The sequence below is a fragment of the Planotetraspora thailandica genome, assembly GCF_016863335.1.
GTDB lineage: Bacteria > Actinomycetota > Actinomycetes > Streptosporangiales > Streptosporangiaceae > Planotetraspora > Planotetraspora thailandica.
Map to the genome: position 1 here is coordinate 115,634 of NZ_BOOR01000017.1, position 24,399 is coordinate 140,032.

Genomic DNA, 24,399 nt, shown 5'->3' on the forward strand with positions numbered 1-24,399 from the left:
CGAAATCGTCCCTCCGACCTTGGGGTTTGCTGTCGTGTTCAGCGACCAGCGGGATGCACGGCGGCGCGGTGCGTGTTCACTCGCGCGCCCGGGCGATCAGTTCGTTTCCGCCACGGCGGCGACGGGAGCGGGCCGGCCGGGCTCTTCTTTGCGCTTCCCCGCGGCCATGGCCGAACCGCCGAGGATGAGCGCGGTGGCGGCCACCATGAGCCACGTGACGGGCTCGTCGAGCACGACGGCGCCCGCCGCGATCGCGACCACAGGGTTCACATAGGTGAAGACCATGGCTCTGGTGGGCCCGACCTCGCGGATGAGCGCGAAGAACGTCACGAAGGCCACAGCCGTACAGATCACGCCGAGGCCCGCCAACGCGCCCAGCACGCCGGCGGACGGCATCGCCGCCGGCCAGGTCGCAACCGCCGCCGGCGTGTACACCAAGGCGGTCGACGCCAGGCACACGGCCGTCATCGGAATCCCCGGCACGTCGCCCAGCTTCCGCGCCACCAGCAGCGACGCGGCCGCATAACCGCACGTCGTCAGCAGCAACTCGATGACGGCCCACGGATCCCCGCCGCGCAGGTTGGGCCCGACCAGTGCGGCGACGCCGGCCAGCCCGACCAGCAGGCCCGCCCACCTCATGGGCGTGAGCCTTTCGGAGTCACCCATCGCCCGCAGCATGACCACGGCGATGATCGGGGCCGACGCGATGACGAGCGCGGCCAGCGAGCTGTCCACCCGGCGCTCGGCGTCGGACAACAGCCACCACGGTGCGATGATCTCGATGATCGCGAAGACGAGCAGCGGCCGCCAGTGCCGCCGCACCACGGCGAACCCGCCGGCGCGGAACGCCAGCGGCAACAGGACGGCCGCCCCGATGACGGTGCGGGCGAACACCAGCACCGGCACGGAGACGCCGTCGACGGCCACTTTGATCAGAAGGTACGGGATGCCCCAGATGACGCACATCATCAGGAAGAGCGCCCATCCTCGTGCACTCATGCATCTCTCCTTGTCCTCACGCCGGCCACATGGGACTGCGGGACGGCGGGCCTGCGGCGCGGCCCGCGCTCATGTCAGCTTTCGGGACGCACGTGGACGGTGAGGGCGGCGCGGACCCGGTTCTCCAGGGAATCCAGTTCGCCGGGGGTGGGCGCGTCGATGAAGAAGCTGACCACCCGGTCCTCGGAGCTGCGCAACGGCTGGATGTGGTAGCCGCGGTTCTTCAGCACGAACACCGCGCGCAGCGCCGGCGGGTCGGCGGGCGAGCCGGGCGGCACCTCGGGCCACAGGGTGGTGTCGCCGACCCAATGCGGGGTGACGCCCGGCCAGTCGAGGGTCACGTCGGTCAGCACGCCGGGGGCGTGCTCCAGATACACCTCGCGGGCGTGCCGGGTGAGCTGCGGGTACGACGCGGGCTCCCCCAGCGCGATACGAACGACCTCCGGCTCGACCGGACTGCCGGTGGCCAGGTGATAAAGCGTGGTGATCCCGTCGCCGGGGGTGCGGGCGGCGACCTCCATCAGGTACGGCCGGCCGTCGGCGGCGAGCCGCCATTCGGCGTGGGCGATGCCGTCCTGGAAGTCCAGCCTCTCCAGCAGTTGCCGGTTGGCGGCCAGCAGCGTGTCCTGCAGGCTGCCCGGCTGGTCGGTGACCGTGTGCGACAGCTCGACGAACGTGTCGGCGTGCGCGTCGCTGGTGCGCTTCCGCGTCACCGAGGCGAAGATCGTCTTGCCGTCCTGGACCAGGCTCTCCACCGAGTATTCGGGGCCGAGGACCTTCTCCTCCAGCAGCAGCGTCTCGTACGGGGGGTACTCGGCCAGTCTGGCGCGGAGCTCGGCCTCATCGTGGATCGTCCACACCCCCGAGCTGGAGTGCCGGGTGGCGGGCTTCAACACGGCCGGGTAGCCGACGGCGGGCGTCAGACCGTCGCGGCCGCCCGCGGGGACGACCTGCGAGGCCGGGCTGAACTCCGGCAGATAGAGCCGCTGCAGGTACTTGCTGCGGCACGCGCGGGTCGCCCGCAGGCCGGGTGACCGCAGCCCGAGCGCGTCGGCGACCACGCCGGTCGGCTCGACCAGCGTCTCCCCCACCGCGCAGATGCCGGCGATCGTGTACTGGTCCAGCCAGCGCCGCACCCCCGCGATCACGCCGGGCATGTAGGAGTTCTCCACTTTGAGGTCGCCGTCGGTGAAGGCGAAATCCGTGATCGCCGCAGCCGGGCTGCCCGGCACGGCGACGGCGCGCAGCGCCTCGTCCCGCCACTCGGACGGTGTGACCACCAGGATCTTCAGCCCGCGCGCCGCCAGCTCCTCCAGGTAGCGGGGCGCGCGGCTGATGACGTAGAAGGATCCGGTGAGGAGGAAGGCGTTCGGTTTCACGAGGTCTCCTGCCCGATGCTGACCGGCCCGGAAGGCCGGGATGGGGATGGCGAGTCAGGCGGTGCGGCTTCCTGGAGGGACGGGGGCGTCGGGCGCACCGCCTGGGCCGGCAGCCGGGGCTCCAGCCGGAGCATGGTGATCGCGGAGGCCGCGACACCTGCCGTCAGCACCAGCCACATGCCGGTCACCGACAGCGTGAGCAGCCAGGTCAGTACGGCGGGAGCCAGCGCGGTGGGGATGGCCCACGACAGCTGGTAGACGGCCAGGTGGCGGCCGCGGGTCTCCTCCGGTGCCGCGCTGGCGACCAGGGCCGACGCCGTCGCACCGTGCAGCAGCTCGCCGAGCGTGAACACCGCGGTGGCGGCGAACACGCCGGTCAGCAGCACCGACTGCGCGGGGGTGGCCGCGCCGAGCACCGCGAAGGCCACGAACGACAGCGCGAAGAGCGAGATGCCGAGCGCGGTGGCACGGGTGCGCCGGTAGCCGATGACGACCCGGGTCACCGGGATCTGCAGCAGCGCGATGCCCACGGTGTTGACCGCGTAGAGCACCCCCACCAGCGACTCGGGTGCGCCGAGTTCCTGCGTCAGATACACCGGCAGGCTCACCGCCAGCACCATGTAGCCGAACGCCACCGGCACGTTGAGCAGCGTGAGCGTCAGGAATGGACGGTTGCGTGCGACCAGCCGGTAGCCGCGCCGCACAGGAGCGGCGCCCGCGCCGCGCGTCCCCGGCGCCGGGATCGACCGGATGATCACGGCGGCGCACACGTACGCGGCGCCGGCGCTGAGGACGATCGCGTGGTAGGCGGCGTCGCTCCCCCACGTCAGCACGGCACCGGCCAGCAGGCCGCCTGCGCCGAGCCCGGCGTTACGCGTGCTGCGTTGCACGGCGAGCATCTTGTCGCGGGCCGGCCCCTTGACGATCTCGGCGACGAACGACTGGATCGACGGCGGGAACGACACGTCGCCGAACGCGACCAGCGCCACGGCCGCGAACATCGCCGGCGCGCCGTCCACGAGCGGGTACGTCGCGAAGCCGACGGCGCGCAGCAGGTAGCCGCCGACCACGACGGCCCGCGCCCCGAACCTGTCGATCAGCAAGCCGGTCAGCGGGTTGCTCACCAGGCCCAGCACGGCCGCCGCGCTCATGATGGCGCCGACCTGGGTCACCGGCAGCCCGGTCACGTGATGGAAGTACAGCAGGGACAGCGGCAGGTACATACCGCTGCCCGTGGCGTCGACCACCATGCCGAGCATGTACCTGACCTGGATCGACGGTGCCTTCATCACACCTCCACGTTCTCCGTCTCACCCTCGAACCGCGCGCCCAGCGCGCGCAGCCTCCGCTCGCACTCCACCCGGGTGGGCGCCGATCCCACGGCCGCGAGCAGAAAGTCGGAGGAGCCGCCGGCCGCGGGCACGACCTGGCCGGGCCTGCCGTACAGCCAAAACCCCTCCACCCACGGCTCTTCGGGTGCGGCGGGAACCGCGCGGATCATGCCTGGCCGCTTCATCATGAGCACCTGACCCGCCATGCGCAATGGCCGCGGCGGCGCAGCCGCCGGGTCCAGCCCGGGCAGCGGCAGCTCCACCTGGGCCCGGGTGGCGTACTCGCCGAGGTTCATGCCGAAGACGGCGCGGAAGACTTCCTTGATCTTGGCTCCGGCGGGACGGCAGGCGATCTCGCACAACACCAGCCGGTCATCGGGGGTGTGGAAGATCTCGGCGTGGAAGGCGTGGTGGCGCAGCCGGCCTTCCGGATCGCGCAGCGCCGCCAGGACCCGCTCGGTGAGTTCGAGCAGCCGCGGTGTGAGCGGGTCGTCCGTGTCGAGGGTCAGATCGATGCGGGCACCGGAGTCGCTGCCGAAGGTGGCGAGCTGGTACTGGTACTGCGAAGGCCAGACCAGCGCGGTCCTGCCGTCGACGACCAGGCCGTCGACGTGGCACATCGCGCCCTCGACGTAGGCCTCCAGCAGCAGGTCGTCGCGCGGGCCCGCCGCGAAGGCGGTGGCCAGGCACGTCTCCAGCTCGTCCGGGTCGCGCAGGATGCGCAGGCCGATGGCGTTGAACCCGCTTCGTTCCTTGAGCACCACCGGCAGTCCGTGGCGGGTGGCGAACCGGCGCACGTCGGCCGCGGTGCGGGGCACGACGTGCGTGGCCACCTCGACGCCCGCCGCCGCGACGAGCCGCTTCATCAGCGCCTTGTCCCGGAACGGGAGCACATCGGCCGTCCACGGACCGGGCAGTCCGAGCCGCTCACGAAGCCTGGCGGCCGTCACGACGTCGGCCTCGTTGTGCGCGACGACGTACCGCGTGCCGAACTCCTGTGCCAGCTCGCGCGCCCGCTTGAACAGGAGTTGCTCGTCGGAGAAGTCGTCGAGCACCTCCAGGCGGGTGTAACCGAGGTCCCCCTGCGGCACCTCCTCGCCGACGGCCTCCAGCTTGTCCCTGGCCACCAGGACGACCACGTCGCCCGGGTAGTCCGCCAGCCAGCGCTCGTACGGGAACGGCTCCAGCGGGTTGCGCTGGAGAATTAGCACGCTCACGCCGGCACCTCCTGACCGCCGACGGGAGCCGCGTGCGCGAGCCGCTGCCGGCCGTCGTCCCCGAGAATGCCGATCTTGACCACGCCGCCGATGACCTCTGCGCCACGCTCGATCGCCGCGTCGGCGTCCGCGCCGGTGACCGCGACCAGACCGAGCCGGTCCCAGTTGTCGCGCAGCGGGCGCGTCGCGTCTCCGGGCTTGGCGGTGATGCGCACGTCCAGCACGCCGGGCTCGGCCAGGGCCGCCTCGGCCCCGGCGACCGACTCCACCCGCCCGGGCCCCGCCACGATGAACCTCGTGCAGGCCCCCGCGTGCGGCTCGGGCCGGTCGGGCAGCTCGGGGACCAGCCGGAACGGCCAGCCGAACGCGTATGTGCTCAGGTCGATGCCGTACGCGCCCCAGACCAGTTCGGGGATGGCGTCGCCGGCGATGCGGTTGTGACTCTCGATGATCACCGGGCCGTCGGGGCCCACGCGCACCTCGGTGTGGGCGACGCCGTCCCGCAGCCCGATCTGGTCCAGAAACCGGGTGACGCAGACGCGGACCGACTCACGGACCCCCTCGGGCACCCTCGCCGGTACGGCATGCCCGACCTCGGCGAACGAGCCGGTGTCGACGAACTTCTCGGTCAGCGTCACCACGACGTGGCGGCCGGCGAAGCTGAAGGACTCGACGCTGTATTCCGGGCCTTCGACGTACTTCTCCATCATGAAGTCCTGGAGCACGTACATCGACGACACCCGGTCGGTGCGGGTGCCGCGCAGCCGTGAGGTGCTCCCCCACACCCGGTCGCAGTCGACGGGGCCGTCCACCCGGAACACCCCGATGCTCGCGGTGGCGTCGGTGGGCTTGACGATGAACGGGTAGCCGTGGGCGGCGGCGAAGGCGTCCATGTCCTGGCGTCGCAGCAGCGGCTCGGCAGGAACCGCGCCCGCGCCGACGCTCTCCAGGTGCCGCCGCATGGCCAGCTTGTCGCGAAACCTCCTCGTGACCTCGTAACCCGTGGCGCCCAGGCCGTACATGTCGTTGATCCGGCCCGCCGGTTCCAGCCCGGGCTCGGTCAGCGACAGGGCCACAGAGAAGCCGGGGCTGTCCCACAACTCCTTGGCCGCGCGCTCGACCTGGCCCCACTCGGTGTAGTCGACGATCCGGATCTCCTCCGCGAACTGCTCCTGCTCGGCCGTCAGCTTGGTGGGGTGCTGGAGCAACAACACGCGCAGGCCCAGCCGCGCGGCCTTGCGTACGGCGTCGTCGTTTCCGCCGACCAGGAGGATGGTCTTGTCCATGACTGATCCTTCGCTCGTTGTCCGGCTCTAGTTGTCCTGCGCTACTTGTCCTGCGCCAGTTCTCCTGGGGGAAACCACACGCTCAGGTAGCGCTCACCGGTATCGGGCAGGACCGTGACGATGGTCTTGCCCGCGCTCTCCGGGCGGCCGGCCACCTGGATCGCACCGTGCACCGCGGCGCCGGACGAGATGCCGGCCAACACTCCCGCGCTTCGGGCCAGTCGGCGGGCGGTGTCCATGGCCTGCTCGTCGGTCACGGTGAGCACCTCGTCGATGAGCTCGACGTCGGTGGTGGGGGCGACGAAGCCGCCGTTCAGCCCGGGGATGGCGTGAGTGCCGGCCCACCCCTCGGTCAGCAGCGGCGAGTTCGCCGGCTCGACGCCGACCGCCCGCACGCTCGGGTTGAGCTGCTTGAGATAGCCGGCTGCGCCGCAGAGCGTGCCGCCCGTCCCGATGCCGCACACCAGGACGTCGACCCGGCCCGCGGTGTCCGCCCAGATCTCCGGGCCCGTGGTTTCCCGGTGCGCCCTGACGTTGTCGGAGTTCTCGTGCTGCCTGGCGAACCAGGAACCGGGTATGGCCCGATTCAGCTCCTCGGCGCGATCGACCGCACCCTGGTAGCGCAGCTCGCGCGGGGTCGTCTCCACCTCCGCGCCGAGCGCCCGAAGCAGCGCGACCCGCTCGGCGGTGGCGCTGTCGGGCAGCACGATGACGCAGCGGTAGCCCCGCGCGGCAGCCAGAGCCGCCAGCGCGATCCCGGTGTTGCCCGAGGTCGCCTCGATGACGGTTCCACCGGGGCGTAAGCTACCGGCGGCCTCCGCGGCACGCATCATCCACAGCGCGGCCCGGTCCTTGATGCTGGACAGGGGATTGACGGACTCGAGTTTGGCCAGGATCTGCGCGCCCGGCGCCACGCCGTCGACGGGCAGCCGCAGCAGCGGGGTGTTGCCGATCAGATCCTCGATGCTGTCGGCGATCCTGGGCGTGACGACGTCGGTCTGACCCAGCATGGTCTCTCCCTAGGGACGTGAATTGTCACCATGAGCCGGCGGAGGCGTTGTGGCGCAGCAGTTCGTAGGTCTGGCGCCCCTCCTGCCGCAGCTTCAGCGCGGCGGTGGGGGCCAGCGCCCGGGCACCGGCCGGTACGTCGGTGACGATCAACGACTGAGCGCCGATGACGGCGCCGTCGCCGATGGTCACCGGGCCCAGGATGGTGGCGTTGGCGCCGATCACCACCCCCTCGCCCACCATGGGATGGCGCCGCTGGCCGGCAGGGCGCAGGTTGTCGCGCCACCAGCCGACCGCGCCGAGCGTCACCTGGTGATAAAGCGTGACGTTGTCGCCCACCACCGCGGTCTCCCCGATCACGACGCCGGAGCCGTGGTCGATGAAGACCTTGCGGCCCAGCTCCGCGCCGGGGTGGATCTCCACACCGGTCACCGCCCGGGCCAGCACCATGATCAGCCGGGCGGTCATGCGCCTGCCGCGGGTGTGGAGCCGCCGGGCGACCCGATGCGCCCACACCGCGGGCAGCGCCGGATGCAGCAGGGCCTCGGCGGCGCTGCGCACGGACGGGTCGCGCTCGACGACGGTGTGCAGGTCCTCCCTGAGGACCGCCAGCAGTCCAGGCGGGTTCACTGTGCCCTCCTAGTAGGCGGGCTGTTTGCGCAGCAGGTGCCTGCGCTCGATGATCTCGGGCTGGTAGACGCGCTCCTGCCACGCGCCGGGGTCGACCGGCTCCAGCGCGATCGAGATGACGCCCTCGTCGCAGCCGAAGGCCATGCGCACCGCTTCGGTGAGGGCGCCGACCAGCGCGGTCTCCTGCTCCTTGGTGAGGTCAGCCGGAAAGTGCTTGATCGACACGTGCGGCATCACGGGCCTCCTTATGTGTAGTGGGCCTGTCGTGGCTCGCGGTCATGCGCCGAGCCGGTCCCTGATCGCCTGAACCAGCTCGTCCACGCCGGGCTCCCGCAGCGTCCCGTAGTGGTCGGCCACCAGGTCGGCGACGACGGGGGCCCGGCCCTCGACGAAGGACGGCTCGTCTCCGCGCGAGCGGAAGACCGTCACGGGCGCCTCGACCGGTCGGGCGGCCAGCTCGGCCGGGCCGTATCCGAGGTTGTAGGTGAGCTGGACGATTCGCACGATCCGCCGGATGAGGTCCCGGCCGAGGCTGGGGAACGCCTCGGCGGCGAACGCCACGAAACCCTCCGCGTCCCGGACCGTGCGCAGGCACTCGTCCAGGAGCGGACCACTGGTGGAGGCCGCGAAGACCGACCACAGGATCGTCAGGAAGACGGGGTCGCCGTACCCCGTCGTGCTGGGACGGCCGCCCGCGACACGTGGACTACCGGGTGCGATCAGGAACAGGTGGTCCACCTTCTCGCCCGCCTGCTCCAGCCGGTACGCCGCCTCGTAGGCGACCCGCACGCCGAAGGAGTAGCCCCACAGCGTGTAGGGGCCTGCGGGCTGGGCCTCCCTGATCAGCTGGACGTCGGCCGCCGCCATCTTCTCGATGGTGGGGTACGGCACCTCGCCGGAATTGATCCCGTGGGCCTGCACGCCGTACACGGGCCGGTCCAGGCCGACCCGTCCGGCGAGCACACGCAGGTTCATCGGGTAGCCGCCGAGCCCCGGCCAGACGTACACCGGACGTCCCTCGCCCTGCGGGTGCAGCGGGATCAGCCGCGAGTACGGCGCCTGCGGTGAGCCGCTCACCCGCAGCGCGAGCTGCTCGATCGTGGGCGCCTCGAACACCACCTGCAGCGGCAGCGACCTGCCGAAATCACGGTTCACCGCGTTGACGAGCGCGACCGCGACGAGGGAGTCGCCACCGCTGTCGAAGAAGTCGTCCAGGACGGAGAGCTCCCCGGCGTTCATGAGCCTGCGCCAAACGGCCGCGATCCGCCGTTCCGCCGGCGTGCGCGGAGGGACGACGGGCCGGCCGGCGGCGTCGGCGGCCGGATCCATCGCCTCCAGCCCCGTCAGATCGATCTTGCCGTTGGGGGTGAGAGGCAGCCGTTCCAGGATCACCACCCGGCTCGGCACCATGTAGTCGGGCAGCAGCGTGACCAGGTCGTCCCTGATCATCTCCCGCGGCCCCTTCATGTGCACGACGTCTTCCCTCATGTCCGTGCTGCGGACCTGCTCGTCGGCGACCTTTCCGCCGACGCAGAAGTAGGACGGGCCGGTCTGGCGGCCGCAGCCGCGGAGGATGTGGTCCAGCCTGAGCGCCGAGGGCAGGTCGTGACCGGTCCTGGAGCTGTAGCCCGAGGACATGAAGCCCAGGTTCAGGTCGTTCATCTGCAGGCGCTGGAGGGTCCTGCCCAGGTCGACGTAGCTGAGCCAGCTCGGGCGGGCGCTGACCATGGAGACGCCGAGACTGGCGCGCTCGTACACCCGCTGGTTGATGGCGACGACGTGCTTGCGCTGCAGAATGTCCGGCGAGACCGGCTCCAGGTCACCGAGGGTGTAGTGGTACAGCCCGGAGGGCAACCCGGCCACCCGGCCCGGATGGGCCTGCACGTACAGCTCGACCGCGGGGCCGGCATGCTCGTCCGGCTGGTGGGGGCCGACCTCGAACGTGCCGAGGTATTCGTCGCCCTGCGCGCACTCCAGGTGGTCCATGACCCCCGGCGTGTAGCCCAGGGGCCGGATGTCCAGCCCGTGCTCGGGCAGGATCTCCTCAAGGAGGCCGACCATGTGGCCGGCCTCGATCTCCAGCACCTCGCGGACGTTGTCGCGGTAGACCTGCTCGATGGCCCGCTGCTTGCCGACGAAGTGCAGCCGCAGCACCGGGCCGGTTCGCCCGGGCAGGGGCCGGATGAGCACGAGCTGGTGCCTGACCGGGTGGTAGTAGTAGTGGCCGGGCTCCAGCCCCGCGACCCCGTTCATCTCCAGATACATCTGGGTGGCGTAGAGCGCGCCCGGCGAGGCGTAGCCGTACTTGGGGAGCAGCCGCTCGGTGCTGAGGAACTGGCCGAAGTATCTGAGGATTCCGCCCAGCTCCTCCCAGCCGAGCGTGGCCGGCCGTCGCGGGCGGGCGGCGGGCGGCCGTCTGGCCAGCAGCCGCAGCACGTCGTCCTTGGTGACCTCGCCGCCCTCGTAGAAGCGGTAGGTCTTGCGGGCGAAAACCCGCCGCCTCTGCACGGGGGTGGGCTCCCGGCCGGGCAGGTTCAGCACCTGCTTGCCGCCGATCTCCGCGTCGTCCCTGCAGCCGCCGTTGGACAGCTGGACGCGGACCTGCAGCCTGCTGTCCTTGGAGAGGTGATGCGCGGAGTGCCTGTCCTGGTCCATCAGGGCGGCTTCCTTGGGGTTCAGCTCGATGAAGGCGACGAGCTGCTGGACGTCGGTGCGGGGAGAGCGCTTGACCACCACTGCCGCGTTTCGCACCCAGTCATGGGACTCGATCGTCTGCCTGATCTCGTCCAGCTCCACCCGGAAGCCACGCACCTTCACCTGGTTGTCGGCCCTGCCGACGAACTGAACGGTGCCGTCGGTGGTCCAGTAGGCCAGGTCTCCGGTCCGGTACAGCGTGGGGCAGCTGTAGTCCAGCGCGAAGGGGGTGCCGGTGAAGCTCGCGGCGGTCAGGTCCGGCCGGTTCAGGTAGCCGCGAGCCAGCTGGACGCCGCCGATGTAGAGCTCACCGACCTCACCGATCGCCACGGGAGCACGGTGCTCGTCCAGGATGTAGAAGCGGGTGTTGTGCACCGGCCTGCCGATCGGGATCGTCTGCGGGCCGTCGTCGTCCGGCCCGACGACGTGCGCCGAGGCGTTGATCGTGCATTCCGTGGGACCGTACAGGTTGATCAGCTGAGCTCCGGGCAGCAGTTGCAGGCAGCGCCGGGCCAGCGTCCTGGGCAGCGCCTCGCCGCCGCTGAACACCTGCTCCAACGAGGTGCAGGCGGCGAATCGTTCGGTGTCGAGCAGCGCCTTGAGCAGCGTGGGCACGCACTGCAGAGTCGTGACGCCATGGGCGACGATCGTGTCGATCAGCCGCTCGGGGTCCCGATACAGGTCCGGCTCCCCCAGGACGACCGTGCTGCCGCAGCCAGGGGCGAGGATCTCCCACTGGGCGGCGTCGAAGCTGATCGGCGTCTTCTGCAGCACGACCCGCCGCCGGTCCAGCTTGTGCTCGGTGTTCAACCAGCGCATCTGGTTCACGATGGCGCGATGCTCGATCATCACGCCCTTGGGCCTGCCCGTGCTGCCCGAGGTGTAGATGACGTAGGCGAGGCTGTCCGGCCGGGCCGAACCGCGCAGCTCCCACTCGGCGACCGGGCCGCGACCGTCGTTGAAGCGGGCCGCGTCCTCCAGGGTGACTCTGCGGGCCTCGGTCAGCTCGGCCAGCTCGGGTACAAGCCCCTCCTGCGTGACGATGAGAGCGGCCCCGCTGTCCTCGATCATGTACTGCAGCCGCTGGGCGGGATAGCCGGGAGACAGGGGCACGTACGCGCCACCGGACAGCAGGATCCCCCAGACGGCGACCACCATGTCGATCGACGGGTGGGCGAACAGCCCCACCCTGTCGTCGTGGCCGACGCCGAGGTGCCGCAGGTAGGCCGCGACGCCGGCGGCACGTTCCGCCAGCTCCCGGAAGGTGAGGCGCTGATCCGCGCAGCTGACCGCGGTGCCGTCCGGCTGCGTCCAGACCTGCTCCCACAGCAGCTCGGGGAGGCATTCGCCACCTGCCGTCAATACGGCCGGTCCGCCGGTCGCGGCCGTGTGCCGGTCTTCTGTGTACAGGAAACCCGCACGGTCCACGATGACCTCCTTGGTCGTCGAACGAAACCCCGCCCGGCGCGAAACCGCGGCGCCGGAGCGAGGTTTCTCTGTCAGCTGCGCCGGCTTTCGACCGGTCAGCCGATGGCCGCGAGGATGCCGTCCCAGAGCCGCATGCGGGCCTCGAGCGCCCGGTTGACGGTCTCCGCGCACTCCTGCCATTTCGTCTCGTCGTCCTGGCACAGATCGGCGAGCATCTGCATGGCCATGGGAGTGTGCTCCTCACCGTCCACTTCGATGTGCCGGGCGAGGTAGTCGACGAACGTGTCCAGCCGCCCGCCATGGTCGGCGTTCACCTTGACGACCTGCTCGAACATCTCCGGGATGAGGTCCTCCCGGCCGAAGGCGAAGGCGGCGGCCTGACAGTGCACCGGTGCGTCCTGGATCAGCTGCCAGGTCGCCTTGACGAACTCGACCGACGGCGCGGGCACGCCTGCCGCGACCAAGGCCTCAGGCACGCCGGTGCCCCGGCGAAGCTCGTCGATGAAGGGGTCGATGGTGGAGCGGTCCGCACCCGCCTGAGCCATGCCGTTGAGGTAGAGCTCGAAGTGGCTGATGAACCCGCCGTGCAGCTCGTCGCTTTCCTCGACGAGCACGATGTCGTTGATGAGCCGGCGGCTGCCGGTCGGCCCGGAGGGCACCCACGGCACGGTGACGCAGGTCAGCTTGCCCTGCAGCGACTTGAGCAGCGACATGAAGTCCCAGACGGCGTAGACGTGGTGCTCCATGAACGTGTTGATCGCCTTGGGCGTGTCGAGCGCCGAGTAGAGCGCGTGCGCCACCACTCGGTCTCTGGCCGGCTTGATGCGTGCTGTGAGTTCCTCGATTCCGGGATGGGTGTCTCCCCATTGATACCGCGACATCTCGTCCTCCTTGGGTAGTCGCGCTCCGTGTTGCTCCGACCACCCGACGCGGCCGGATTGGGGCAAGGTGAATGTGGGCTCGTTGTACGGACAGCCCTCCGGCGCCTGGCCTGCTCGGCGCGCCGGCGATTCAGAAATGCGGTCAGGCGGACTGGGCGACCGGTGCGTCGCGCACGTCCACGTCCACCACGACGCTCACGTTCCGGCCCAGCCCGAGGGCGAGCATCTCCAGCCGGCCCACGAGCTCGCGGAATCCGGAGGGCCGCAGCGCCTGGGCCCCGTCGCACAGCGCCTTCTCCGGCTGGGTGTGCACGTCGACGAGCAGCGCGTCGGCGCCGGCCGCCACCGCGGCCAGCGCGACCGGCTCCACGAGCTTGGGCAGCCCGGTCGAATGACTGGGGTCCACCATGACCGGCAGGTGGGAGCGCTGCTTGAACAGGGCCACCGCGGAGATGTCCAGCGTGAATCGGGTGGCCTGCTCGAACGTCCGGATTCCCCGCTCGCAGAGGATCACCTGGTCGTTGCCCGTGGCGAGGATGTACTCGGCGGCGCCCAGCACCTCGTCCACGGTGCAGCCGAAGCCGCGTTTGAGCACCACCGGCCGCCCGGCCGCGCCCACCTCACGCAGCAGCTCGAAGTTCTGCATGTTGCGCGCACCGATCTGCAAGGCGTCGGCCACCTCGGCGACCGAGGCGACGTGGCGAGTGTCGACGACCTCGGTGAGGATGGGCAACCCGGTCTTGAGCCTGACCTCCTCCAGCATCTCCAGCCCGGACCACTTCAGCCCCTGGAACGAGTAGGGCGAGGTCCTCGGCTTGAAGGCGCCGCCGCGCAGGCCCACCACCCCGCGTCCTGCCACGGCCCGCGCGACGTCCTCCATCTGCTCGCTGCTCTCGACCGCGCACGGCCCTGCGAAGATCGCGACGCTTCCGTCGCCGATCTTCGCAGGGCCGATGGACACGACGGTCCCCTCCGGACGGAGCTCGCGCCTGCCCAGGCGGACGCCGTCACCGGAGGGCACCGTCACGACGGGCCGCGCCAGTCGCGGCGGGGCGGGAATCGTCGCCGTCTCCGTGGTCACGATCACCGGGGTGGCGCCGAGCCACATCAGCGACGAGTCGGCACCGCGCGAGGACAGGAGCGCGAGCCATTCGTTGAGCTCGGGGACCTCAACGGTGGGCTGGAAGACATGCAGCATCTCGGAACTTGGCATGACGGCGCCTTCCCTGGTGGGCAAGAGTGGTCGAAATGTCAGGTGAAGTCGAACCCACCCGTTCGCGAACGCTTGAGCTCGAAGAACTTGGGATACGAGGCCAGTTCCCTGGCCGCGTCGAACAGGCGGCCGGCCTGCTCGCCCCTGGGGATCGCGGTCAGCACCGGGCCGAAGTATGCGACGCCGTCGATGTGGATCGTCGGCGTGCCGACCTCCTCACCCACCGGCTCCATGCCTTCGAGGTGGCTTTTGCGCAGGGCCTCGTCGTACTCGCCGGAGTCGGCGGCCTCGGCCAGCTCGGCCGGAAGGTTCAGTTCGGCCAGCGACTCGGCGATCACCACGGCGTAGTCCTTGTTGCCCTGGTTGTGGATCCTGGTGCCCATCGCGGTGTACAGGTCGCGCAGGACATCGTCGCCCTGGTGCTGGGCGGCGGCGATGGCCACGCGCACCGGCCCCCAGGCCCGGTCACAGAACTCGCGGTACCACGGCTCGATGTCCTTGTGCTCGTTGAGCACAGAAAGGCTCATCACCCGGAACCGCAGATCGATGTCGCGAACGCGTTCGACCTCCAGGATCCACCGGGACGTGATCCACGCGAACGGGCAGGCCGGGTCGAAGTAGAAGGTGACCTGGGGCCTTTCGCCGTCGCGCTCGAGCTGCTGTGTCGTCGTCATCGTGTTGCCGCCTCGCTAATCTCGTGTGCCGGACAGCCTCTGAGTGGCCAGGAGGAACGTATCGTCGGCCTCGGGAGTTCCGATAGTCACGCGAATCCCGTCGCCGGGGTAGGCGCGGACGTTCACGCCCTCGGCCGCACACGCGGCGGCGAACTCGGCGGTCCGGTCCCCCAGGGGCAACCAGAGGAAGTTGGCCTCGCTCGGCGCGACCGGCCAGCCGGCGTCCAGCAACGCGGCGCGGACGCGCTCGCGCTCCTTGACCGTCTGCTCGACGCGGTCCATCAGCTCGTCGTGCGCGAGCAGCGACGCGCCGGCCGCGACCTGCGCCACATGGTTCACCGAGTACGGCAGGCGGGTCTTGCGGACCTCTGCGGCGACCGCCGGGTGGCCGGCCATGTAGCCCACCCGCAGGCCCGCGAGGCCGAAGGCCTTGCTGAACGTGCGAACCACCACCACGTTGGCTCTCGTCCCGGCCAGGGTCAGGCCGTCGGGCACACCGGGATCCCTGACGTACTCGCGGTAGGCCTCGTCGAGTACGACCAGGCAGTCGTCGGGCACCAGGTCCAGGAATCCCTGGAGTTCCTCGCCGCGGACCGCCGTACCGGTGGGGTTGTTGGGGTTGCAGACGATGACCATGCGCGTGGCGGGCGTGATCGCGGCCGCCATCGCGGCCAGGTCGTGGTGCTCGGCACGCAGCGGCACGGTGACCGGCCGCATGCCGGAAAGCTTGGCGAGCGTCGGATAGGCGTCGAACGAGCGCCAGGCGTAGACCACGTCGGCCCCCGGCTCGCTCACCGCTTCGAACAGCATCTGGAGCACGCCGACCGAGCCGCAGCCGACGACGACCTGCCCGGCCTCGACACCCAGCCACGAGGCGATGTCGGCGGTGAGCGTCGCGCAGGCCGCGTCGGGATAGCGGTTGACGTCGCCGGCGGCCTTCGCGATGGCCTCCGCCACCGAAGGGAGCGGCTCCAGCGGCGACTCGTTGTTGCCGAGCAGTACGGGGATCCCGGAGGGGGCCGCGACCACCGGGCCGGGCCGGTGCCCGGCCAGATCCGCGAGAACAGGGCGCAGCCGGGGCAGCACAATGCTCATCGTCCCTCCTTAAGGGATGGGAAAGTTCCGAGTCTGCGGGGGTGGTCCTGACAATCGCCTCGGGATTGTCAGGAGAAAGACCGGGGTCGCCGTATGGGCCATTTCCCGGGAGTGGGCACAATGGTGCCACGCCGGAAATCGTGACACTTTCCCAGGGTGTCGGTCAATACCCCTGCGCCGATTTCCTGTGAGAGAACCAGCAGCTCAGGACCGTTGTACCTTTTCAGCAAACGCGCCGAACCCGCCCGGCTCTACCGCGCCGAACGGGTTGACAAAAGTTGCCGAATTCAATGAGTGGTTTTTTTCACCACCATGAGAAGGATCTCGTCGAGGTCGTATTCCGCGCGCCCCGGAGAGCCATATCTCCGGATCTTTCCGCGGCTCGCCCATTTGCGGATCGTGGCCTCCTTGACGCCCACGGCCAGCGCCGCCAGCTCAGTGGACACGACGCGTCGTGGCCGGGCCGACCCGGCATGCGTCGTCACACCGCACGCTCCGCGTGGGGCGATGCCTGCCGGATGTGCAGACTGAGGGCCAGCCACTCATGGGGGAGCCAGCTGTGCCCTGCGGTACATCTGACCTGGGCGCCGTCGTCGTACCGCAGGTACACCGTGTGCCCGCAACCTGTCCTGTCGCAGGGGCCCAGGGCGCGCGGGCGCGCGCGGCCGGGCTCGATCACCGCCTGGCCGGTCTCCACCAGCTGCGCGATCTCCGCGACGAACTCCCCGACCGCCGGGTGAGCCGCCAGCCAGTCGAGATGCCGTTCGAGGAAGGCGGCCAGATCGGAGACACCGACGACGCCGGGGCCGGCGACCTGTTTCTGCGCGGCGACCAGGGCGCACCATGAGGACAGCACGTCCGCGATCTTGGCGCGGGCGTTCATCGCGGCCTCGTTGAGCGCGATGCCCTTCGGCCCGGTCCCGCTGACCCGCTGCGTGCTGCTGCAGGGCAGGTAGGCCAGCCTCCGTTCGCATTCACGGAAAAGGCCGGGCAGGGAGCACAGGCCGGTCCGCAACGCCTGCCTGCACTCCTGACAGAGGCGGAAGCCCGGCGAGACCCGGCGGTTGCACAAGGATCCGTGGCAGAGCATTAGTGATCACTCTCCGTACTTGTTTGGCGGCGTGTCTGACCGGCTGTCGTCGATCCGGCGGCCCAGGCCGAGACTTCTGGCGGCCCTGCCGGTGTGGAGTGCGAGCGCTTCGCCGGCCGCTTCCGCACCGCGAATCTCAACGAGGACGACCCCTGACACATGCGGGCGGACACCGTCGTCCGCCCGCAACAGCGCCCTGAGGTCGCAGACAGGAGGCGTCCTGCGGTATGCGCGCGTGGCGCCCGTATAGCCGGGTCCCGTCAGGCGATTCCGCCGGGCAAGGTCGCGGGGGACGTTCCCGTCCGGCGACCGCACGTCCTCAACGTAGATCACGACCACGGCGTCGACCACGGCGCCGGGCAGGTCTCGCCCGCTCGCGTTGACGATGACGGCGCCCGCCGAGATCTGTTCGATCCGCACCTCGGCGTCGAGAGCGTCGATCACGATCAGGTTGGCCCCGAACAGCGCCTCCCCCACGTCGGTCCCGATCGTGAGGTTGACCCCCGTCATGAACAACTCGTCCATGACCCACTGTTCGACCCCCTGCCCTGCCGGACCGTCGGTCACGCACACCGCGACGTGCGCCGCGTCCCTGACGTACTTGGCGATCAACCGCAGGTGCGCGGTGGCGGCGTAGCGCGGGGCCACGACGCACACGGTCGCGATGCTCGGCCCCATCAACCGCCGCGCGGCCGCGGCCGCCAGGCACGCCCGGTACACGGCCCGCATCGCCCGCAGCGGCAGCACGTACTTCTCGCCGGCGTCGCGGACGACGACGGCATGCTCCACACCGTCAGCTCCGGCACACGGCTGGAGCTCCCGGCCGGCGAGCGCCAGGAGTTCCTGGACGACCGGCGTCACTGGGTCGAAAGCGCCCAGTGCACGCTGGACGTCGTCGTCGTCGAGCCAGAGGGCGGAGGTCATCGTCTCCTCACCGGGGGGATCGCGTCCGGTACTGGTCGTGCTCCACCATGGACGCGCCCGCTATCCGTCCGCTTCTCAAACGCTTTCCACCGAGGGAAAGCCGGCGGGAGCCGGGCGGTAAGCCGCCACCGGTCCAATCATGGTGTTCGAGTCAGCGGCTCACTCCTGGAGTTCGAAGTGATGATCACAAACCGTACGACGTTCCCGATGGGCCTGCGGTCCGAGACGAGGGGCGCGTCGGCCGACACCCACTGGAACGGCGGCAGCGTCTCGGTCGCCGCTCAGCGGTAACCGTTCGCCCCGGCGTTCGTCCGTGCCTCCGCCCGAAGAAGATCGGCGCGGAGCACGGACCGTACCCCGTCCGGCTCCGTCAGCAGCCGATGCGCCCCGCCGAACCGTCGGGGTGAGGATGACGACCGCCTCGTTCGGCCCCCTGCGCGCCGGCGAGCTCCCCGTCGGCGACATGGGAATCGGACAGCAGCATCGCGGCCTTGACCGCCCACACCGTCGATCCCAGTTCCACGAAGATCCGCCTGGCCTGCTCGATGTGCCTGTTGCCGAGGGCGGCGTTGCCTCTGGCCAGCGCGATCTCGCCCAGCGTGTAGATGGCCTTGCCCTCGATCAGCCGCTCCCCCATGGACCGCGCCAGCTCGACGGTGTGCACGATCGTGCTCTCCGCGCTGTCCAGCCGGCCCTCATGGTGCCGGACCACGCCGAGGCCGTACAGGGCGTGCGCCTCTCCGAGCCGGTCCTCACCGTCGCGCACGATCCGGAGCACCCGGTGCAGCTCCTGGCGGGCCCGCTCCAGCTCCCCCGTGTGCACGCGCAGCTCGGCGAAGGTGTGCAGGACCTGCGCCTCGACCCGGACGCAGTGTACGGCGCGGCAGATTTCCAGCGCGCGGTCCAGCAGCGCGCGCGCCCGCTCGATCTCGCCGAGCGGAAGCCAGTGCTTGGCCTGGGTCCGCATGACATGGGCCGCGCCGATCTTGTCACCGACCCGCTCCAGGAGCCGCAGCGCCTGCTCGTACTTGGCGATCATCTCCGTGTGGTCGCCGCGCAAGCCGTCGACGTTGGCGCAGTTGCGTAACACGAGCGCGTAGCCGTGGTCGTCGCCCTGCGCCTCGAACAACTCCATGGCGCCGCGGAAGTTCTGCTCGGCCTGCCCCAGGCGGCCCTGGAACATGTGCAGCGTGCCCATGGAATACGTCATGGCCGCGACACCGGTCACGTTGCCCGCCCGGACGACCGCCTCGTGGGCGGCCTCGGCGACCTGACGCCAGTCGTCGAAATAGGCCTTGGCCTCGAACAGCGTGACGCAGGTGAGCGCCAAGTCCCAGCACAGCTCGTCGAAACCGGCCTCCGCCGCCTGCAGCACCGCGGCCACGAGCGACGTGCGCTCGCCGTCCCACCAGTGCATGGGCACGCGGACGATCTCGGCCAGATCCACGTCCGGCGGCCGCCACCGCGGCGCGCCGCCGTGGATGACCGTGAAGTCGCCGCCGTACTCCATGCGGTGTGCCTCCTCGGCCAGCGCGAGCCACATGCCCAGCACCCTCTCCAGCGCGGCCGACCGCGCGTGCTCAGGCTCGACCGCCAGCAGCTGCTCCCGCGCGTAGACGCGGATCAGGTCATGAAACCGGTAACGAAGGTGCCGCGCGTCGGGATAGTCGACGACCTCGAGCACCTGGGCGTCGACCAGCCGCTCCAGCACCTCCTCCGCCTCGGCGAGATCGGTGTCCAGCAGCGAGGCCGCGGTCCACGACGGCAGATCGGGCGCCTGGATGATCGCCAGAAGCCGGAACAGTCGCTTGGCGGGCTCGTCGAGGACCTGGTAGGTCATGTCGATGCTGGAGCGCAGCGCCCAGCCGCGATGCTCCAGCTCGTCCAGGCGCCGCACCTCGTCACGAAGGCGGTCGACCAGCCGGCTGATCGGCCACCGTTTGCGCGCGGCCAGCCGCGCCCCCGTGATGCGCAGTGCCAGCGGCAGCCCGCCGCAGAGCCGGTACAGCTCCGCGACCGCGTCCGCCTCCGCCATGACGCGCTTGGGTCCGAGAATCTTGGTCAGCATCTCCGTGGAGTTCTCGGGAACGAACGGCTCGACGTCGACGTGATGGGCACCCGGCAGGCCTGTCAGCGTGTGCCTGCTCGTCGTGATCACCGCACACGTCGGGCTACCCGGCAGCAGCGGGCGTACCTGCTCCTCGTCATGGACCTCGTCGAGTACCACCAGCACCCGCCTGGCAGCCAGGCAGCTGCGGTACAACTCCACCCGCTCGTCCAGGCTGTCGGGGATCGCGTTGCCCGCCACACCGAGCGCGCGGAGGAATCTCGCCAGCTGCCAGGACGTCCGGTCGCCGGCCGCGTCTCCTCGCAGCTCGGCGTAGAGCGCCCCGTCGGGGAACACGTCGTGCAACTCGTGCGCGACCCGGATGGCCAGGGTGGACTTGCCGATTCCCGCCCTGCCGCATATCGCGACGATCGGCATGGCGTAGCCGGGGAAGGGCGCCACGCCGACGCCCGTGAGCACCGACTTGATCTCGGCCACCTCCTCCGTACGGCCTGTGAAGTCCGCGATGGTGGCGGGCAGTTGCCGCGGCACGGCCCACTGATGCGGCTCGGGAGCCGGCCTTCTGACCTCTTCTTTTCGTGCGAGCGGCGCGCGGACGATCATCGTGGCCCGCTGCGGAGGATTGAGCGCGGGATCGCGCGTGAGCATGGCCTGGTGCAGTTCCTGCAGCTCCCGCCCGGGCTCCACGCTGATCTGGTCGATCAGTGTCGTCCGGGCCCGGCGGTAGGTCTCCAGGGCTTCGGCCTGCCTGCCCGTCCGGTACAGCGCGAGCATCATGTAGTAGTGCAACCGCTCCCGCAGCGGATGCTGGGCCACGAGGACCACCAGTTCGGCGATGAGCTCCTCGTGCAGGCCGAGCTCGAACTGCAGGCGCATCTTCTCCTCGATCGCCCCCATGCGCTGCTCGTCGAGCGCCGCGGCCGCCCGGCGTATCAGCGTGCTGTCCAGGCCGGCGAGCGCGGGGCCACGCCACAACTCCAGCGCGGTACGCAGTGTCCTGACGGCCTCCTTGCCGTCCGTCTGCTTCTTCGCGGTCCGCAGCCTGTCCGCGAACACCATGCTGTCGACGTGCTCCTCGGGCAGGCGCAGGATGTAGCCGGCGCTCTCGGTTTTGATCGCCTCCGGGTGCCCCGCCTTGGCGAAGAGCTTCCGTATCCGGGAAATGCAGACCTGGACCTGCCCGCGTGCGGACGGTGGCGGGGACTCGTCCCAGACGGCCTCGACGAGTTGGTCGATGGTGGTCACGTGTTTGACGTTGAGTCCCAGTACGGCGAGCATGGCCCGCGGCCGGGGACCGCCGAGGTTGAGGGTGTGACCGTCCTCCACGAGTTCAAGCGGCCCGAGAAGACGGAGCTTCATCAGACCCTCCGGAGCATCGAGCCCATTTGTGCCGTGCCGCCTCATTGTTCCCCACCGCCCAGTGGAATTAGAAATCCCACATCACCACATGTGGGTTACACCTGACTAGACACCCAATTAAAGTTATATCGGAATTATCTCGGTTTAATGTGACAGGTCGAGGTTTGTGGCGACGTAGCGGTGTAACGGCATTGGCGTGTCTGCGTTCATATTCAGCCGGGCCGTACGTGCCCAGGTCGAGCGGCGGCGGGGTCGAAGGGCAGGTGGCCACGGCCTTCGACCCCGAGATGCACAAACAGCGCCATGTCGTGAAATGCGGATTCGGCCGTCTCAAAATGGTCACCGCTTCGGCAAGCTCTTCGCGCGCCGCCAAGCCGCGGTCCACACCGACCAATGGCCCGTGTCCGGCATATGAAACGCGGGCAATCTTCTCCGCGACCTTAACGGTGCCGGCGGCCTCCCTTCTCGTAAGTACCGGCCACCGACTTCGGCGATGAATGAATTATCTTCGGCGTGGAAGGCATATGCGTCAATGGCACCTTCTTTGCGCCTCAACACCAATAAAACGGAATCCGCCCCCTTGACAATCGACTCAGGAGGCTTGTGCGCCGCGACTCACCCCGGATCCGGCAGGTCCATCGACGCGAGCCTGGCCGGGTCGACCACGGTCGCGATGGCGACGATCCGGCCGTCGGCGACGGTGAACGCGACGACCGAGAGCGGAGTTCCATCCTCGCGCCAGGAGACGAACCCGGGAAGGCCGTTGACGAGCACCGCCCGATGCCGTGCGGCTGCGCCGGCGCCCAGGCGCGCGCCGGCGGCGACCTTGGTGGCGCCGAGGGTGACGACCACACCGTTGGGAGTGTCGACGGTCAGCCTCACCTCGGGGTCGAGCACGCGCAGCAACCCCTCGAAGTCTCCGCGGCGAGCCGCCGTCAGGAAGGCCTGGACCACCTCGCGCTGCTCGCGTCCGGCGGCCGTCGGCCGCTCGGTCGTCTGCACCTTCCTGCGGGCGCGGCTGGCGAGCATCTTGGTGGCGTCGGTGGACTTGCCGAGGATCTGGCCGATCTCGTCGAACGGCACCGCGAACAGGTCGTGCAGCACGAACGCCAGCCGCTCGCTCGGCCGGAGCGACTCCAGGACGACCAGGAGCGCGAGCCCGACCGAGTCGGCGAGCGCCACGTCGTCCTCTGGCGCAGGGCCGTCGTCGACCGTCACCACGAGTTCGGCCAGCCGGTCGTCGTAGGACGCCTCAGGGTGGGCTTGGCGCGACCGCAGGACGTCGAGGCTGATCCGGCCGACCACCGTGGTCAGCCAGCCTGCCAGGTTGTCGATCGTCGCCGTGTCCTGGCGGGAGAGCCGCAGCCAGGCCTCCTGGACCACGTCCTCGGCGTCGGCGTGCGATCCGAGCATTCGGTAGGCGACCGCGCGGAGCCGGTCGCGCTGGGCCTCGAACGTCTCGCCCACCGGGTCCGTCGGGCTGGTGTCGGACATGTTGTTACCTTCCTCGGATCTGCTCCGTCATGGGTGATGACGGGCCCGGACGGGCGCAGGTAACCGATGAAGGAGCAATACCGATGGAAGCACGCATGAAGAGCCCGGCGAACGCCGACGTGATGACGGCGATCCAGCACCTCTACAAGGCGATTCACGCCGGTGGCGTCGATCCGCTCGTGCTCGAACTGGTCCACCTACGGGCGAGCCAGATCAACGGCTGTAGCCCGTGCGTCTTCGCCGGGGTCGCGGCGGCCAAGAAGCACGGAGAGACCGACGAGCGGCTGCACAACGTGGTCGCCTGGCGCGAGACGCCCTTCTTCACCGAGGCGGAGCGAGCCGCGCTCGCGCTGACCGAGGCCGCCACCCGGATCCAGGACGGCGCGCCAGGTGTGACCGACGAGATCTGGGACGCGGCCGCCGCCCACTTTGAAGAGAAGCAGCTGTCCGCGATCAACCTGGAGATCGCACTGACCAACTTCTTTAACCGGATCAACCGTACGATCCGGGAGCAGGCGGGCAAGACCTGGTGAGCTGGGCAGCCTAGTAGCGGGAACGCTGGGCGATGTAGCCGATAGGAAGTTACATCGCCAACCTGAGGTCACATCCGAACTGCGCGTGAGGACCTCTTCGAGGGGATCGGCTTGCTGGACGCTCACGCAACTATGCCGGAGCCTGAGGCATTCCAAGTCCAGACCCCGGTTCCTACCGTAGGGGTCGTGACACTTATTAGCACTCCGTTCAACGCCAAGACCACGGCCGCCGAGATCCTCGCAGGCGTCGACCTCACCGGGCGACGAATCATCGTCACCGGCGGTGCCTCCGGGATCGGTCTGGAGACCGTCCGGGCTCTGCGGGGCGCGGGGGCCGAGGTCACCGTCGCGACGCGCAACCCGGCCAGCGGCGAGCGGGCCCTGGACTTGAGCGACCTCGGCTCGGTGCGCGCGTTTGTGGCCGGCTGGACCGGGCCGGTGCACGCGATCGTCGCGAACGCCGGGATCATGGCGGTGCCCACCCGCCAGGTCGCCGCCAACGGCTGGGAGCTGCAGTTGGCGACGAACTTCCTCGGTCATTTCGCGCTGGTCACCGGCCTGCACGAGAACCTGCGGCAGGCTGGCGACGCGCGGGTGGTCACGGTGAGTTCCGGCGCTCATCTGGGCGTGCCGTTCGACTTCGACGACCCGCACTTCGAGCGACGCCCGTACGACCCATGGGCCGCGTACGGGCAGTCGAAGACGGCCGAAGTCCTGCTCGTCGTCGGCGTGGCCCGGCGCTGGGCCGCCGACGGCGTCACCGCGAACTCGCTGAACCCCGGCTATATCCACACCAACCTGCAGCGGCATCTCGACGATGCCACCATGCGGGCGTTTGGCGCGATGGACGACGAGGGAAACCTCCTGACCCCGGACTACTACAAGACCCCGGAGCAGGGCGCTGCCACCTCGGTGCTGCTTGCCGCGTCCCCGCTGCTCGACGGAGTGACCGGCCGCTACTTCTTGGACAACCAGGAAGAAGGGGTGGTGCCGGGCGGCCCGGACGCGACCGGCGGCGTAGCGGACTGGGCGGTCGACCCGGCCGTCGCCGACCGCCTCTGGGACCACGCGCTCAAAGCAACACTCAACGGATGAT

Annotated in this window: 20 protein-coding genes; 2 read left to right on the forward strand and 18 right to left on the reverse strand. The window is 69.9% G+C overall.

Annotation, left to right across the window (positions count from 1 at the left end; genetic code table 11):
- Window positions 1–96 precede the first annotated feature (96 nt).
- From Pth03_RS13715 to Pth03_RS13800, 18 genes are all read right to left on the reverse strand, one after another.
- Window positions 97–999: a DMT family transporter gene (locus Pth03_RS13715; protein WP_203944614.1), complete on the reverse strand. Its 903-nt coding sequence runs from the start codon at window positions 997–999 to the stop codon at window positions 97–99.
- A 74-nt stretch (window positions 1,000–1,073) separates the two neighbouring features.
- On the reverse strand, window positions 1,074–2,378 hold the full coding sequence (locus Pth03_RS13720) for an ATP-grasp domain-containing protein (protein WP_203944615.1): 1,305 nt from the start codon (window positions 2,376–2,378) through the stop codon (window positions 1,074–1,076).
- Complete coding sequence (locus Pth03_RS13725) at window positions 2,375–3,667, reverse strand: MFS transporter (protein ID WP_203944616.1); 1,293 nt, start codon at window positions 3,665–3,667, stop codon at window positions 2,375–2,377. The genes Pth03_RS13720 and Pth03_RS13725 overlap by 4 nt, the downstream gene beginning before the upstream one ends.
- On the reverse strand, window positions 3,667–4,926 hold the full coding sequence (locus Pth03_RS13730; protein ID WP_203944617.1) for an ATP-grasp domain-containing protein: 1,260 nt from the start codon (window positions 4,924–4,926) through the stop codon (window positions 3,667–3,669). Before Pth03_RS13730 ends, Pth03_RS13725 begins: the two co-directional genes overlap by 1 nt.
- On the reverse strand, window positions 4,923–6,212 hold the full coding sequence (locus Pth03_RS13735; RefSeq protein WP_203944618.1) for an ATP-grasp domain-containing protein: 1,290 nt from the start codon (window positions 6,210–6,212) through the stop codon (window positions 4,923–4,925). Before Pth03_RS13735 ends, Pth03_RS13730 begins: the two co-directional genes overlap by 4 nt.
- 41 nt (window positions 6,213–6,253) lie before the next feature.
- On the reverse strand, window positions 6,254–7,222 hold the full coding sequence (gene cysK, locus Pth03_RS13740; protein ID WP_203944619.1) for a cysteine synthase A: 969 nt from the start codon (window positions 7,220–7,222) through the stop codon (window positions 6,254–6,256).
- A 25-nt stretch (window positions 7,223–7,247) separates the two neighbouring features.
- On the reverse strand, window positions 7,248–7,850 hold the full coding sequence (gene epsC, locus Pth03_RS13745) for a serine O-acetyltransferase EpsC (protein ID WP_203944620.1): 603 nt from the start codon (window positions 7,848–7,850) through the stop codon (window positions 7,248–7,250).
- Between the two features lie 9 nt (window positions 7,851–7,859).
- Window positions 7,860–8,084 carry a tautomerase family protein gene (locus Pth03_RS13750; RefSeq protein ID WP_203944621.1) on the reverse strand — a complete coding sequence of 75 codons (225 nt, stop codon included), beginning with the start codon at window positions 8,082–8,084 and terminating at the stop codon, window positions 7,860–7,862.
- 42 nt (window positions 8,085–8,126) lie between these two features.
- Entirely contained in the window at window positions 8,127–11,972 is a 3,846-nt protein-coding gene (locus tag Pth03_RS13755; RefSeq protein ID WP_203944622.1) for an amino acid adenylation domain-containing protein, read from the reverse strand.
- Between the two features lie 95 nt (window positions 11,973–12,067).
- Window positions 12,068–12,853, reverse strand: coding sequence for a DUF3050 domain-containing protein (locus tag Pth03_RS13760; protein WP_203944623.1), 786 nt, complete (start codon window positions 12,851–12,853; stop codon window positions 12,068–12,070).
- Window positions 12,854–12,995: 142 nt separating this feature from the next.
- Window positions 12,996–14,066, reverse strand: coding sequence for a 3-deoxy-7-phosphoheptulonate synthase (gene aroF / locus Pth03_RS13765; RefSeq protein ID WP_239119011.1), 1,071 nt, complete (start codon window positions 14,064–14,066; stop codon window positions 12,996–12,998).
- Window positions 14,067–14,104: 38 nt separating this feature from the next.
- On the reverse strand, window positions 14,105–14,740 hold the full coding sequence (locus Pth03_RS13770; protein WP_203944624.1) for a mycothiol-dependent nitroreductase Rv2466c family protein: 636 nt from the start codon (window positions 14,738–14,740) through the stop codon (window positions 14,105–14,107).
- 15 nt (window positions 14,741–14,755) lie between these two features.
- Complete coding sequence (locus Pth03_RS13775; protein ID WP_203944625.1) at window positions 14,756–15,835, reverse strand: histidinol-phosphate transaminase; 1,080 nt, start codon at window positions 15,833–15,835, stop codon at window positions 14,756–14,758.
- Between the two features lie 287 nt (window positions 15,836–16,122).
- The gene (locus Pth03_RS13780; RefSeq protein ID WP_203944626.1) at window positions 16,123–16,320 is read right to left on the reverse strand and encodes a MerR family transcriptional regulator; all 198 of its coding nucleotides are present in this window, start codon (window positions 16,318–16,320) and stop codon (window positions 16,123–16,125) included.
- A complete protein-coding gene (locus Pth03_RS13785; protein WP_203944627.1) occupies window positions 16,317–16,925 on the reverse strand; it encodes a hypothetical protein in 609 nt (202 codons plus the stop codon). Before Pth03_RS13785 ends, Pth03_RS13780 begins: the two co-directional genes overlap by 4 nt.
- A gap of 6 nt (window positions 16,926–16,931) precedes the next feature.
- Window positions 16,932–17,849 carry a hypothetical protein gene (locus tag Pth03_RS13790; protein ID WP_203944628.1) on the reverse strand — a complete coding sequence of 306 codons (918 nt, stop codon included), beginning with the start codon at window positions 17,847–17,849 and terminating at the stop codon, window positions 16,932–16,934.
- A gap of 370 nt (window positions 17,850–18,219) precedes the next feature.
- On the reverse strand, window positions 18,220–21,276 hold the full coding sequence (locus tag Pth03_RS13795) for an AfsR/SARP family transcriptional regulator (protein WP_203944629.1): 3,057 nt from the start codon (window positions 21,274–21,276) through the stop codon (window positions 18,220–18,222).
- A gap of 615 nt (window positions 21,277–21,891) precedes the next feature.
- Window positions 21,892–22,770: a sigma-70 family RNA polymerase sigma factor gene (locus Pth03_RS13800; protein ID WP_203944630.1), complete on the reverse strand. Its 879-nt coding sequence runs from the start codon at window positions 22,768–22,770 to the stop codon at window positions 21,892–21,894.
- 83 nt (window positions 22,771–22,853) lie between these two features.
- On the opposite strand from Pth03_RS13800, the gene Pth03_RS13805 reads away from it, so the two are divergent.
- Window positions 22,854–23,303 carry a carboxymuconolactone decarboxylase family protein gene (locus tag Pth03_RS13805; RefSeq protein WP_203944631.1) on the forward strand — a complete coding sequence of 150 codons (450 nt, stop codon included), beginning with the start codon at window positions 22,854–22,856 and terminating at the stop codon, window positions 23,301–23,303.
- 186 nt (window positions 23,304–23,489) lie between these two features.
- Window positions 23,490–24,398, forward strand: coding sequence for an SDR family NAD(P)-dependent oxidoreductase (locus tag Pth03_RS13810; protein WP_239119012.1), 909 nt, complete (start codon window positions 23,490–23,492; stop codon window positions 24,396–24,398).
- Window position 24,399 lies beyond the last annotated feature (1 nt).

Bases quoted from the DNA above. Each gene is read 5' to 3' on its own strand.
- Pth03_RS13750 (WP_203944621.1), bottom strand. From the start codon at position 8,084: ATGCCGCACGTGTCGATCAAGCACTTTCCGGCTGACCTCACCAAGGAG.
- Pth03_RS13735 (WP_203944618.1), bottom strand. From the start codon at position 6,212: ATGGACAAGACCATCCTCCTGGTCGGCGGAAACGACGACGCCGTACGC.
- Pth03_RS13770 (WP_203944624.1), bottom strand. From the start codon at position 14,740: ATGACGACGACACAGCAGCTCGAGCGCGACGGCGAAAGGCCCCAGGTC.
- Pth03_RS13795 (WP_203944629.1), bottom strand. From the start codon at position 21,276: ATGAAGCTCCGTCTTCTCGGGCCGCTTGAACTCGTGGAGGACGGTCAC.
- Pth03_RS13760 (WP_203944623.1), bottom strand. From the start codon at position 12,853: ATGTCGCGGTATCAATGGGGAGACACCCATCCCGGAATCGAGGAACTC.
- Pth03_RS13715 (WP_203944614.1), bottom strand. From the start codon at position 999: ATGAGTGCACGAGGATGGGCGCTCTTCCTGATGATGTGCGTCATCTGG.
- cysK (WP_203944619.1), bottom strand. From the start codon at position 7,222: ATGCTGGGTCAGACCGACGTCGTCACGCCCAGGATCGCCGACAGCATC.
- aroF (WP_239119011.1), bottom strand. From the start codon at position 14,066: ATGCCAAGTTCCGAGATGCTGCATGTCTTCCAGCCCACCGTTGAGGTC.
- Pth03_RS13785 (WP_203944627.1), bottom strand. From the start codon at position 16,925: ATGCTCTGCCACGGATCCTTGTGCAACCGCCGGGTCTCGCCGGGCTTC.
- Pth03_RS13805 (WP_203944631.1), top strand. From the start codon at position 22,854: ATGGAAGCACGCATGAAGAGCCCGGCGAACGCCGACGTGATGACGGCG.
- Pth03_RS13790 (WP_203944628.1), bottom strand. From the start codon at position 17,849: ATGACCTCCGCCCTCTGGCTCGACGACGACGACGTCCAGCGTGCACTG.
- Pth03_RS13800 (WP_203944630.1), bottom strand. From the start codon at position 22,770: ATGTCCGACACCAGCCCGACGGACCCGGTGGGCGAGACGTTCGAGGCC.
- Pth03_RS13775 (WP_203944625.1), bottom strand. From the start codon at position 15,835: ATGAGCATTGTGCTGCCCCGGCTGCGCCCTGTTCTCGCGGATCTGGCC.
- Pth03_RS13725 (WP_203944616.1), bottom strand. From the start codon at position 3,667: ATGAAGGCACCGTCGATCCAGGTCAGGTACATGCTCGGCATGGTGGTC.